Genomic DNA, 11760 nt, shown 5'->3' with positions numbered 1-11760 from the left:
GGGAGAGCGGGCGCCGGGGCAGGGACGGGCGACTCGTTACGGGGTGGTCGGCCGGGTGGGTGCCGGACCCGCGGCCGGGGCGGGACCCGGCGTGGTGACCGGCGGAGTAGCCGGCGGCGCGCCCGCACGGGCCGTCGCGGGCTGGTACCGCTGCCGCACCTCATGGAGTTGCGCACGACGGGCCGCGCTTTCGCTCGCTTCCCGCGTCTTCTTCGCGACATCCGATGTGGTGGTCAGCCGGCCTGGCCGCTCCTTGGGCCTGACGCCGTAGGCGGCGAACAGAACCCCGCGATCCTGCGACATCGCGCGGCCCGGAGTGTCCACGATGCGGGGAGCCCGCGGGACGTTCTCCCTCTCGTACATGTCGGGTGCGCCGGCCCGCACAACCGCCCTGGCAAGCCGGTTGTCCGTGCGGCGCTCCACCAAGGCCCGGGCACCCCGAGCCACCTTGGGCCCGAAGTACGGAATCCCATGGAAGATCATCCGCAGCATCAGAGCGTCCGCGGCGACCAGGAGCACGGCATCCACCACGAGCGAGCCCTTGGCCAGCTCAACGAACGGGGAAAGCAACAGCAGCGCGAACGGAGCGAACATCAGCCCCAGCAACCGCATCGCCCACGTCTTGACCGCGGACGTGTCGCCCCCTCGTGCCAGCGACGCGAGCACCAAGGGCGCCATGCACACGAACATCAGGATGCCGAGCTGGCGGGTCATGAACACCAGCGCGGCAAAGGCCATGGCCACGACCAGAGCAGCGAGAATGATCAAGACCGCGAGCGGGTTCCCCGCGTCCGCTCCGTGATCCATGTCGTTGCTGATCACGGAGAACAGCGTTGACTCGTCACTGCTGAACATGGCCGTGAACGCCGCACTCACCGCCCGGTTCAACAGCATCACCGCCCCGGGGATCGACGCCATGCCGGCGACGGCCGCCAGGGTCCACCCGGTCGACGCGCCCATCTGCCGCAGCCGGGGTACGCCCTGCCAAGCGGTCAGGGCGCACACAACGACCACACACACGAAGATCGCGACCGCCAGATGCTGACCGAGCCACAGAAACTCCCGGTACAGCCCGCTGTCCGCCTTTTCTGGAGCCCATCCGTGCTCCGGCGCAATTAAGCCCCCGATCTTTCTGATCAGGCTGTCGGCGAGGTCTCGGACGGTGCTGGTGGCGCCGTCCGTGATGCCGCCTCCGCCTTTGCCGGGGCTGAGGGAGCCGCCCGAGTCCTGGCCTTTCGCGCAGTAGTCGTAGCCCGGCGTGCCTTTGAGGAGGTCGCAGGGGTCGTCCTTGTCTGCCATGCCGTCAGCCCTTGGCATTGGTGACGGTGGAGAACAGGGTGTCGCCGTACAGCGCCAGGACCACGGCGACAAACAGAGTGCCGATGGCCATTGAGCCCTTACGGAGGGCGCCCTTGGGGTCGTTGGACAGCTGGAGCAGCATGCGGAGGGCGATCACGGCGATGACGGCGGCGATGCCCTTGGTGACCAGGCCCCCACCGGTGAGGCCGATGGTGTCGAAGAAGTCCTTGAAGCCGACGGACATGTCGACGGGCTTGGCGAGGATGGTCTTGAGCATGGGTCAGATCTCCTTGTTCTGGGAGGGAACGGGGCGGGCGACGGCGAACAGGTCGGTCATCGTGTCCATGGGGTCGATGCGGACGGATGTGCCGGGCCGGGGGGCGTCGATAATCCAGCCGCCCCCGATGGCAATTCCGACGTGGTGAATGCTGGTGGCGCTTGTGCCGTAGAAGACGAGATCGCCGGGGCGTACATCTCCCGGCTTGACGGGTTCGGATGCGGCGTACTGCTGGGCTGCCGTGCGGGGCAGGCTGATGCCTGCTTTCGCGTAGGCGTAGAGCGTGAGCCCGGAGCAGTCGAACCCGGCAATAGTTTTTCCGGAGTGCCCGTTGGGGGAGCAGCAGATTCCCGTGCTGGGGCCGCTTGGACTGCCGCCACCCCATGAATACGGTGTGCCGAGCATTCCGCTGGCCGCGCTGATGGCAGCGGCGGCCTGTTTTGTGGTCGCGGTCGCTGCGCCACCGCCTGCGGGTTTGCTGGCGAGTGCGGAGATCGATCGGACGTAGTTCTGTGTCTCTTTGTAGGGAGGCACACCGCCATATTTTTTGACGGCGCCGGATCCGGCGTTGTAGGCGGCGAGCATGTTGCTTTGCGCATTGCCGGGAACGCCTTCGACGTCTTTGGCGATGTCGCACAGATATTTCGCGGCGGAGGGGATCGCGTCTGCGGGATCCCACACGTCGCGTTTACCGTCGCCGTTTCCGTCGATGCCGTGGGTTTCCCACGTGGACGGCATGAACTGCGCGACGCCCTCGGCACCCACAGGCGAGCTGGCTTTCGGGTTGAAGCCGCTTTCCTGTGTGAGCAGGGCGCCGAGCAGGTTGGGTGTGACTTCGGGGCAGGTATTTCCTGCGTCCTGCACGAGGGACCGGTATTGGGCGGGGATGGACAGGCTGAGAGCGGCTCCCATGACGGGGTCGTCGCCGGCGGCCTGGACGAGCGCGGCCGCGACGACGGCCACGGTTGCCCCGATGCCGATCGTGGTGGCTACAGAGGCTCGCAACGCGGTTTCCCTCCTTCCTGACGTTTTTGATCATTTGCACTGGTCAAGACCGTCATGGAGGACCGCCGGGGGACCGTCATGGCACCGGCATGCGCGAGGCGGCATGCCGGTGCCATGACGGTGGATGACGGTCCTGTGACGGTGGTCTGTCGGTGCCTCGTGACGGTCACGAGCCGGATTTGGCGGCCTTGATGAGGTCGGCCAGCAGGTAGCCGCGGCCCTTTCCTGTGCGGCTGGCGGAAACACCGAGCAAATTGCTCAGTTGCTTTCCGCGTTCGGTGGCGTCGTCCTCGTGGATTCCGAGTGCGGGCGCCAGTTCTGCCGTGGGCATGAAATCTGCCTCGTTGCTCCGCAGCAAGGCGATTGCCTTGGTGAGTGGAGATTCCGGGTTGGCTTCGATCGCCTGTTTCTGCCTGTCGATCACTTCATCGACCACGTCCCAGATGAACTGATCCTCGAAGTTGAATCCGCGGAGCAGTGTGGAGCGTCCCTGGGTGAACAGGACGGCCTGGCCCTTGATGTCCGGGTCCAGGAGTGCCGGGTTGATCGGCGCGACCGTTTCGAAGTAGGTGTCTCCGAGGGCGACTTTGGCCGTTCCGGACGATGCCACGTACAGGCACAGCCGGTAGAGGAATTGATCGCGGACCATGACTGGAATGGCGTTCGTGGACGGACGCTGGGTCATGAGGATCGTGGAGATACCCGATTCCAGTGATTTTGCGACCAACGAGCGGGTCTTTTCCGCGATCCGCCGGGCGTCTTCCTTTCCCTCCTTGGATTCGTCGCTGGCGAAGAAGTCGGCTGCCTCATCCACGATGAAGATGACCGGCTTGAACTTCGGCAACGGCTTCCGGTCCTGGACGGCTTCCTTGATTTCCGCATAACGCCTGTCCGAGCGGCCGTTCAGCTCATCGACCATGTCCTCGTAGACGGCCGGATCGTCGGACGACTCGTAGCGGAAGGCGGCCTTTTCGAACCGGGTCAGTCCGCAGAACTTTCCGTCCAGCAGATACAGTTCGAAGTCGCCGTAGGCGATCAGCAGGCAGGTGATGAGCCCGTTGATCAGGGTGGTCTTGCCCATCTGGGTCATGCCGGCGACCAGCATGGACGCCTTGTCGAACGTGGGCACACCGGCCAGCTGGCCGGTGACGTCATGCCCGAGCGGCACCCCCGCGAACGTCGCGATCTCCTGCCGGGTCGGGGCAGGGAACGGGTGGGTGAACGGCGGTTCGTGCAGCTTGAGGAGCTTGACGCGCCGTTCGTTGTCCCGGCTGCGCTCCATTTTCAGATGCAGGCGGGTCACGCCGAACATGCCGGCCACCGTGCCCAACTTCTTCTCGACGTCCTCATAGGTACGCCCCTTGGGCACGAGGAAGTCGTAGAGGCTGCCGGTCTGGACGTCGGTGACGGTGGCTTCGTCCTGCCGGATGACCTGGTCCCGGCCGATCGCACCAGCCGTGGTCAGCGCAGCCGTCAACTCCGGATGTACCGGGACGTTTTCCACGGCCGCCTCAGCCTCACCGGCCGATGCCGTGGACGATGACGATTCCTGCTTCAGAGCTGCCGCGGGCTCCTTCTCTTTCGCCCACATCGCCTTGAAGAGGGCCTTGGTCCGCCAGGCGGTGTAGCCGAGCGCGACCAGCGCGCCGGCGGTGAGCAGGACGGTGGCCGGCCAGGACAGACCGAGCTTGTCCTTGATGGCGGCGAGGATGCCGAACGCGATCGCGAGGGTGCCGATCGCGCCGGCCGCCTGCCCGTACCCATCGTCAGCGGCCATGGCGCTGGCCTGCTGTTTCTTCCTTCCCACATGCTCTCCGTGGTGGTCGTGAACACGGGCGCCCCGCCGCGTGTTCGGCTTCTGCGGGGTGGTCGGGTGCTCGCCGGGTCTGCTTGCCGGGTCTGCGGACGCTCGGTCCACTCGCCGGGTCACTCGCCGGGTCTGCACCAGGTCGACTGCGGTGGTGCGTGCTTCCGGCAGTCGCAGCAAGGGCCAGCCCGCAGGGTGCGGGCTGGCCCTCACTGGTGGTGCCGGACGGTCATGGGCGGCTATGCGTTGGTGTCTTCGGGCTCGGTCTCGGTGTCCTCGGGCATGTCGGCGTCATCGCTCTGGCGGGCGCCGTGCTCCTTGGCGATGAGCGCGTTCCAGGAGATGCGGATGCGCTCCTCACTTCCGACGAAGCCGAGCGCGCGGTAGGCGTCGCGGGCCGACCGGTAGGAGTCCGGCGGGGCTTCGCTGTAGCGCAGGTGCCGCAGGACAACGTCCATCTGCTCGTCACTCACCGTCCCGCCCGGCTGTGGGGCCGGCACGCCTGCGACGGCGGCGAGTTCGGCGATGGCAGCGTGTGCCGCTGCGTGTGCCGGGTCCTCGTCAGGCGTCCCGTCCGGTGTGCCGCCGGGCGTGCCGGTTCCCTCCAGCAGCGCCCTGACCTGCGTGCCGTCGGTGTCCCGGCCGGTGAGTTCCGGGCTGGTCACCGTGCCGAGGGGTGTGCCGGGCAGAGCCAGCGCGGCGGGCGTCCATGTGCCGAGCTCGGGAAGCTGGATGGCGGCCACGGAAGCGGGCAGCGCCTTCTCCGCGATCGCCTTCTCGGTGTCCACCGCCTGCTGGTGGAGGCTTTCGACCATCTGCTGCTGAATCCTGAGCTTGGACTGGCGGTAGGTCTGCTCGGCTTCGGCCACCTGCTCTTCCAGCGTGGTGGCCAGGGCCAGCAGCTCGATGCGGTGGGCGGCTTCGGCCTCCATTTCCTCCAGCTGGTCGGCGACCGTCTGGCGCTTGGTCCCGATGCGCTGGCGTGTGCCGGTCGAAACCTTGCGGCCGAGCGAGGGCATGGCCAGCCACCAGGCGCCCTTGGTCGCGACGATGGCGAGCGGGGTGATGACGAACGCCAGGTCGAAGTGGCTGGAGTCCGCGAAGATCAGGTGCAGGGTCGGGATAGCCGCGTTGACGGCCGTGAGGGCGAGGCCGGCCACCTGCACCCGCCGCGCGCGGCGGCGGTGGTTGCCCGCGAGGATCTCGGTGGCCTGGAAGACGACCCACAGGGCGTCCAGGGCCCCGACGGTGGGCACCGCCCAGGCGCCGAAGCGGGGTTCGAGGATGTCGTAGCTGACGGCCACCGACAGGATCGCTACCCCGAGGGTGATGACCCCCAGGACCGTGAGGACCATCCCGCGCGGGGACGGCCACTGTCGGGGTTCGGCGTCGCTCTCGCGGGAGCCGGTCATGTTCCAGGGCATGCGTGTTCTCCGTTTCTGATGTGGGCGGGTGACGAAGGACCGGTCAGTGGGCCAGCAGGACGACCAGGGCGACGATGAGCGGGCTGAACATGCCGAGCAGGTAGACGAACCGCATCGGGGGCTCCTGTTGGTTGAAGGCGAGGCGGACCAGACCGGTCAGCTGGTGGTGCCGGACAGGCGGGCGACCTTCGCCAGGTGGTCTTCCTGCTCCCGGATGCGGCGGGCGACATCCTTTGTCAGGGAGTTGCTGTAGGAGCCCCCGAAGGCGTCCCCGATGTGCCAGTTGCCGGCCTCGGGGTAACCGGCCGCTTCCAGGGCGGCGGTGTGGCCCAGGTCGGCGTACAGGTGCTGGGCGTGGACCCGGGCGATGTCCCGGGCCCTGGCCTCGAAAATGTCAGCGGCAGCGCGGGTGCGGTCCTGGGCGTCGATGAGCCGGGAGACCGCGGCCGGCCATTCCCGGGCCGCCTCGGGCTGACGCAGGTACGCGTACGCCGACTCCAGCGCCTTGGCTTCACGCTCGTAGGCCCGCCACCGCTCCGGCGCGTCCTGGACGACGGCCTTTACGTCGGCGACGTAGGCCGCTTCCTTCCACTCTTCGGCCGCCGCCTCGTAGATGTCGCCGAGGATGGTGTCGGCGGCCCTGCGCAGACGCTGCTCTGCCGGATCTTCCGTCTTCACCCCGCAGCGCAGCCGGGGGTCGTCGTAGTAGGCGGCGGGAATGCTGGGGCGTGCCTCGCGGCCGGTGAAGGGCGCGAAGGTGAAGCGCAGGCCCCAGCCGGACGGGTTCGGTTCGACCTTCTTCAGGCTGGACGGCAGGTAGGGGGCGAGCCGGTTGAAGATCTCAGCGTGTTCGTCGCCGGTGATCGTGACGGTGTTCTCAAACGGCATGGCGGGGGCTCCTTGACGGGATGCCGGGGGCTGCTCGATGGCAGCGGCCGGGGCCGGGCGGGGGGCAGTACGTGCCTGCGGGAGCGGGGCCGGCCGCTGGTGCGGCAGGGCGGATTCGTCCAGGGGCGCGTGTAACGGCAGGAGACGGGACACGGCGGAAAACCTCCGTGAAGGTGGGTTGTGGCTGCGCGGCTGCGCGGCTCCCCTGGACACCGCCCGGACCGACCGCCGCATGGGGGCGCGGGGGTTGGGCCGGGCGGGTCAGGCAGCCGACAGAGGTGGCGGTGTCAGGCTGGGACAGTGGCTTGGGGGGCAGGTCAGGCCACGACGGCGAGGTGCCGGTGCGGTGCGATCACCTGTCCGTCGGGGAGCAGCTCGCCTCGGTCGTCGAACAAGACGACGGCGTTACACAAAACCGACCAGCCCTGCTCCGGCTGGGCGGCCACGACGTGTGCGGCCTCGCGGTCCGGGCTGTCGGCCGCCGGGCAGCGTGGGGTGTGCTGGCACAGGGAGTCCGGCAGACGCTGCGCCGTGCCGGAGGTGTCGAGCGCGGGGGTGACGGTGCTCGAAGCCATGGGCTTCTCCTCTGACTCTTCTGTTGGGGGGGTCAGCGCTTCTTCTGGCGCTGGAGGTAGGCGTCTTGCAGGCGCGCGAACACCTCGTACAGTGGGGTGCCGGTCTGGCAGTGCGTGTGGTCGGTGCAGGTGGTGCAGTCGTCTCGGTGTGCGCGCCAGGTGCGGTCGGCGGCGAGGTAGCGGGTGTGGAGGTCGTCAGCCACGCGGTGGCCGGCCTTTCGTGCTCGGGTGCAGGTCGTGAACGTGGTGGCCGGCCTCCCAGGCCGCGGTCGCTGCTACTGCGGCGGTGGCCAGCAGTAGCCGGGCCCACGGATGGGCGGGGCCGACCAGGCGGGCGGCCCGGGCAGCCTGATGCTGCGCCGCCCGGGCCGCCCGTATGAGGTGCGGCATCAAGACCCGAGGTTCTGACAGGCCCCGCACGTCCAGGCCGTTACCGGGCCGGGCTGGGCCGGGGCGGCGCCGAACCAGCCGCCGCAGCGGTCACACTGCACTCCCGCGCCGGCCGTCACCGGCGCCGGAACAGCAGAAGCCGCAGGCGGGCAGTCGCTGCCGGTGCACGACCACCGGCCGCACAGCGGGCACGCGTCGTCCGCCATCACCGGCCGGTACAGGGTCAGGACCGGCTGACGCTCGTAGCCGGGCGCCATCTCCTGCACGGTCCGCCGTGCCCGGCGCCCGGCGGGGATGCCGGCGTCGGCCTCGCGGACCATGCGCGCCACAAGGACACCGAGCTGACGGTGCGCGAGGGCCGAGCAAGGACCGGCATGCCAGGTGCCGCACCGCTCACACGCGTACTCGAGGTTGGCGGCGGTCTCTGTCGCACCGACCGCGGATCGTGTCATGATCGTCGTGGTCAAGGGGGCCTCCATCTGTTCCTTTGACCGGACAGCCCCGGAAGGTCACAGTTCCGGGGCTGTCGCCGTGTGACTGGCCGGACGGCCAGCCACGGCCCGTCTCCCACCCCCAACGCTCTGGTGGGGTGGGAGAGGGACCGTGGCGGACCGTCAAGCCGTTTCGTCTGCGACGGACGCCCGTACCTGGGCGTCCAGCAGTGCGGCCTCCACGTCGGTCACCTCGCCGCGCTCGATCGCGGCATAGACGTCTTCGGACTCCCTGAACATGCGGGTGGTGAAGTTGTCGCCCATGGCCGTGCCCTGTCTCTGTTGAAGGGTTTGTCGTGCAGGGGTGTCAGGCAGCGGGGGCGTAGGCCGGCGTGGCGGGGCGGATCAGGTAGTCCGAGCACATCCACACCGTCCCCACGCCAAACGGCTGGCCGTCGGGGCGCAGGGTGTCGCGGACGATGAGCGCCCACTGCGCGCAGTCGCGGCGCAGCAGCTGCGCGGCCTCGCGCGGGTCGGTGATGAGCGCCAGGACCTCGAAACGGCCGTCAGTGTTCTGGTAAATCGCGCCCGGACGCCGGGGCCCGATCTCGTCGGCGATCGCCCGCTGGGGGTGGGGGCGGCCGGTGGAGGGGGCGGGCTGGCGCCCGTCCCGCTCGTGCGGCGTCGGCCGCATGGGGAGCTGGGGGCGGGCAGCCTCGATGAGTGGTGCGATGCTGGGCATGCAGGTCGGACCTTTCGTGAGGGTGGCCTGCGACAAAGAACCCCCAGGGGCGTAATCCCTGGGGGTTCGTCGCGTCGTGGCCCCGCCGCAGCCGGCGGGGAGTGCGTCCTGCGCACTCCACCGTCGACCAGGCCCGCGCGGAACGGGTCGGTCGGCGGCGGGCAGCGCAGGCTGCGTCAGTTCTGCCCGCCGCGCTCTGCGTCGGGGTCGGTCACGTCGTCCTCATCTCTAGGGAGCAGAACGGCCCGGGCCGTGGGTGGTTGTGCGGGTCAGGCGGCGAGTGCGGGCCTTTTGCAGCGGGCGGTGTACGCGGCGGTGGTCTCGCCCGGGGTCGGGGCGGGCAGCGCGGCCCTGACCGCAGTCACCAGGACGGTGTGCGTGGGCTGGTCTGCCGGGGTCAGGGGGCGGCGCCAGACCGTGGCCAGGTGCGTGTAGGCGGCGCGGGTGAGGTATTCCGCGAGGGCGTCACTCGCGCACCGGTCCTGGTTGGCGTCGGTCAGGGCGCGAAGGATGCCGGTGGCTAAGGCGCGGACTGAGCGGGGGTCCCCGGCGGTCTGGGGGTTCATGGCCAGCGGGGCGCCGGCGGGTCCGTCGACGGCCGCACCGCGAGTCGTGGGGATCGCGTCGGCAGGAACGCGGGCGGCGTCGGCCTGGCGGGCAGCGGGGATCGCACGTTCCCACTGGGCTCGCCGGTCGGCGGGGCGTTCCTGCGGCCGGGCGACCTTGAGGGTCTGGACGGTGGCGCGGCGGTAGCGGGTGAGGTCGACGGCGAGGCGTTCGTCGCGCGCCCAGTCCTTGTACTGGCGGCGCCAGGCGTAGTCGGTGATGTCTACGTCGATGAGGCGGTTGCTGGAGCGGCAGCGGATCGCGTCGGCGACGCCGGCCTTGCCGGTGTGGTGCGGGACCGTCTTGAGCAGGTAGGTGCCGCGGTGGGGGGTCACGGCCACCCAGGTGTCGCAGTCCGGGCACACCAACGAGATGCGGCGGGTCTGTGTCGTTTCCACGGTCCGCATGTCGATGTGTCCGGGCGACAGGGTCGAGAGGGCAATCGCGTCGAGGGGGCTGACGCGGGAGGTACGGGTGCGGCCCTTGCGCTTAGCGGCCTTGGGCATGGCGAGCTCAGGCATGGCGACTCCTCTACAGGAAGAGAGAAAGAGGGGGTGTTCGCGGGGCGGATGCTCTCTCCGCCCACCAGGCCCGCGAGCCAACGCCCGAGTCCTGGCAGACAGACAGCGCATCAGCGCTGAGGTCGTGCAAACCAGTCCTGCCGGCCGGGGGGTTTGATCGTGCTACCGCCTCCGACCACCTGCCCACCTCCGAAAAGACGAGCCACAGAACTGCGGTGGTGCAAGTGCAATGTGAGGTGTTGCCTACCGGCTTTCACCTCAGGCTCCGGCCACCGAGGTGGCTAGGGCTTCGGACTCCTGCTGTTTTTCGGTAGTGCGGTCAAGCGACGGGCATCAGCTAGTAGAATGACATTGACTACTCAATGCCCGCCGCAATGAAGCATGCACGGTGGGCGACGCGAGGTCAAGTCCCTTCGGCTACATTGACTAGTCATTCCCTGACATGTAGACATCTCCCATGGCAGTCAGCGGCAGGGCACGGGCCCTCTACCAGCGAATCGCGGACAACATCCGCGTCCAGATCACCGATGGGACCCTGGCTCCAGGTGACCGCCTGCCGACTGAGGCGGAAATCGCCTCTGAGTGGACCACTACTCGTTCGACTGCCGTTCAGGGACTGAAAGTCCTGGTCAACGAAGGTTTGATCATCGCGGATCGCCCCCGGGGCTACTTCGTTCGCAGTCGGAAGCCGATGGTTTACCGGCCACAGGCTGAATTCCGCAAGCGCCCGCTGAGCCCGGAGATGGACCAGTTCCTCACCCAGATGTCCGAGGAAGGTCGGGAGGCCAGTCAGCACATCGAGGTGAAGGTGGAGACCCCGTCGCGCCAAATCCGTGAGCGACTCCAACTCCCCGAAGGCGAACTGGCTGTTGTCCGTCGGCGCGTCCGCTTCATCGATGGCATCCCCTACAACACGAACGACAGCCACTTCCCGCTGTCCGTGGTGCAGAGCAGCGAGATCATGAACCCGGACGACATCGCGCGAGGCGCCAATGTCGTCATGTCGGAGCTTGGTTACGAGCAGGTCCGCGCGCTCGATGAGTTCCACGTCCGCATGCCGACGCCCGAGGAAGCCGACCGCCTGCAACTCGGCCCCGGTACCCCCGTCGCGGTGCACCTGTGCACGGGCTACACCGTGGACGGAAGACCCGTTCGCGCAGTGGTCAACGTCCTGCCCGGTGACCGACACGTAATCACCTACGAGCGCAGCCGACCGCAGCTTGAGGCTGCACTGACCGTCCGTCAGGCAATCTCGGCCGACCTTCGCACGGTCATCGACCTGTGGGAGCACGCCGCATCGTGGCTGAGCGAGCGCGGCATCGACCAGTGGCAGTACCCACCGCGCGAGGACCGCATCAAGGCGAACATCGAGGCAGGCGAATGCTGGATTATCGAAGCAGACGGCGCCCCGGTAGCGACCATCACGATTGACGAGCACGCGGATTCCGACTTCTGGAGCTCTGCCGAGGCCGCCGAACCCGCACTCTACGTACATCGCATGGTCGTGCGCCGTGACGCCGCGGGCCTGGACCTTGGATCGGCCATGCTCGACTGGGCTGGACGGCAGGCCCTGAGCCAGGGCAAGCAGCTGCTCCGCCTGGACGCTTGGCGTTCCAACGAGGGATTGCAGCGGTACTACGCCGACCGCGGCTTCACACACATTCGAACCGTAGAAGCCGACGATCGCAGCAGCGGCGCCCTGTTCCAGCGCCCAGCCGATTACGCCCGAGGAACGGGACCGACGCTGGAGACCGCACCGTCCAACAATAGGCACTAGCAACGACACCCCCTCGTG

General features: G+C 68.5%; 13 protein-coding genes. 1 reads left to right on the top strand and 12 read right to left on the bottom strand.

Annotated elements, in window-relative coordinates; genetic code table 11:
* Positions 1-36 precede the first annotated feature (36 nt).
* The 12 genes from OG985_RS49005 to OG985_RS48950 form a co-directional block, all read right to left on the bottom strand.
* Complete coding sequence (locus tag OG985_RS49005) at positions 37-1299, bottom strand: hypothetical protein (RefSeq protein WP_331719061.1); 1263 nt, start codon at positions 1297-1299, stop codon at positions 37-39.
* Between the two features lie 4 nt (positions 1300-1303).
* On the bottom strand, positions 1304-1576 hold the full coding sequence (locus OG985_RS49000; protein ID WP_331719060.1) for a hypothetical protein: 273 nt from the start codon (positions 1574-1576) through the stop codon (positions 1304-1306).
* 3 nt (positions 1577-1579) lie between these two features.
* Positions 1580-2581: a bifunctional lytic transglycosylase/C40 family peptidase gene (locus OG985_RS48995; protein WP_331719059.1), complete on the bottom strand. Its 1002-nt coding sequence runs from the start codon at positions 2579-2581 to the stop codon at positions 1580-1582.
* Positions 2582-2747: 166 nt separating this feature from the next.
* Complete coding sequence (locus tag OG985_RS48990; protein WP_331719058.1) at positions 2748-4388, bottom strand: FtsK/SpoIIIE domain-containing protein; 1641 nt, start codon at positions 4386-4388, stop codon at positions 2748-2750.
* Positions 4389-4627: 239 nt separating this feature from the next.
* Complete coding sequence (locus OG985_RS48985) at positions 4628-5812, bottom strand: hypothetical protein (protein WP_371674748.1); 1185 nt, start codon at positions 5810-5812, stop codon at positions 4628-4630.
* A 156-nt stretch (positions 5813-5968) separates the two neighbouring features.
* Positions 5969-6700 carry a hypothetical protein gene (locus OG985_RS48980; protein ID WP_331719056.1) on the bottom strand — a complete coding sequence of 244 codons (732 nt, stop codon included), beginning with the start codon at positions 6698-6700 and terminating at the stop codon, positions 5969-5971.
* A gap of 317 nt (positions 6701-7017) precedes the next feature.
* Complete coding sequence (locus tag OG985_RS48975) at positions 7018-7209, bottom strand: DUF5999 family protein (protein ID WP_331719132.1); 192 nt, start codon at positions 7207-7209, stop codon at positions 7018-7020.
* Positions 7210-7307: 98 nt separating this feature from the next.
* Entirely contained in the window at positions 7308-7478 is a 171-nt protein-coding gene (locus tag OG985_RS48970; protein WP_331719055.1) for a hypothetical protein, read from the bottom strand.
* Positions 7479-7664: 186 nt separating this feature from the next.
* A complete protein-coding gene (locus OG985_RS48965; protein WP_371674747.1) occupies positions 7665-8132 on the bottom strand; it encodes a hypothetical protein in 468 nt (155 codons plus the stop codon).
* A gap of 147 nt (positions 8133-8279) precedes the next feature.
* Positions 8280-8420, bottom strand: a complete 141-nt coding sequence (locus tag OG985_RS48960; RefSeq protein WP_331719053.1) for a hypothetical protein — start codon at positions 8418-8420, stop codon at positions 8280-8282.
* A 43-nt stretch (positions 8421-8463) separates the two neighbouring features.
* Entirely contained in the window at positions 8464-8838 is a 375-nt protein-coding gene (locus tag OG985_RS48955) for a hypothetical protein (protein ID WP_371674746.1), read from the bottom strand.
* A 269-nt stretch (positions 8839-9107) separates the two neighbouring features.
* Positions 9108-9965: a hypothetical protein gene (locus OG985_RS48950; RefSeq protein WP_331719051.1), complete on the bottom strand. Its 858-nt coding sequence runs from the start codon at positions 9963-9965 to the stop codon at positions 9108-9110.
* 457 nt (positions 9966-10422) lie between these two features.
* On the opposite strand from OG985_RS48950, the gene OG985_RS48945 reads away from it, so the two are divergent.
* Positions 10423-11742: a GNAT family N-acetyltransferase gene (locus tag OG985_RS48945; protein ID WP_331719050.1), complete on the top strand. Its 1320-nt coding sequence runs from the start codon at positions 10423-10425 to the stop codon at positions 11740-11742.
* Positions 11743-11760 lie beyond the last annotated feature (18 nt).

The sequence above is a fragment of the Streptomyces sp. NBC_00289 genome (genome assembly GCF_041435115.1).
GTDB lineage: Bacteria > Actinomycetota > Actinomycetes > Streptomycetales > Streptomycetaceae > Streptomyces.
The sequence above is the reverse complement of the archived record's forward strand: the minus strand, read 5'-3'. Positions and strand labels throughout refer to the sequence as shown.

Coding starts and splice junctions, on each gene's coding strand:
- OG985_RS48985 (WP_371674748.1), bottom strand. CDS start 5,812: ATGCCCTGGAACATGACCGGCTCCCGCGAGAGCGACGCCGAACCCCGA.
- OG985_RS48950 (WP_331719051.1), bottom strand. CDS start 9,965: ATGCCTGAGCTCGCCATGCCCAAGGCCGCTAAGCGCAAGGGCCGCACC.
- OG985_RS48960 (WP_331719053.1), bottom strand. CDS start 8,420: ATGGGCGACAACTTCACCACCCGCATGTTCAGGGAGTCCGAAGACGTC.
- OG985_RS49005 (WP_331719061.1), bottom strand. CDS start 1,299: ATGGCAGACAAGGACGACCCCTGCGACCTCCTCAAAGGCACGCCGGGC.
- OG985_RS48955 (WP_371674746.1), bottom strand. CDS start 8,838: ATGCCCAGCATCGCACCACTCATCGAGGCTGCCCGCCCCCAGCTCCCC.
- OG985_RS48980 (WP_331719056.1), bottom strand. CDS start 6,700: ATGCCGTTTGAGAACACCGTCACGATCACCGGCGACGAACACGCTGAG.
- OG985_RS49000 (WP_331719060.1), bottom strand. CDS start 1,576: ATGCTCAAGACCATCCTCGCCAAGCCCGTCGACATGTCCGTCGGCTTC.
- OG985_RS48945 (WP_331719050.1), top strand. CDS start 10,423: ATGGCAGTCAGCGGCAGGGCACGGGCCCTCTACCAGCGAATCGCGGAC.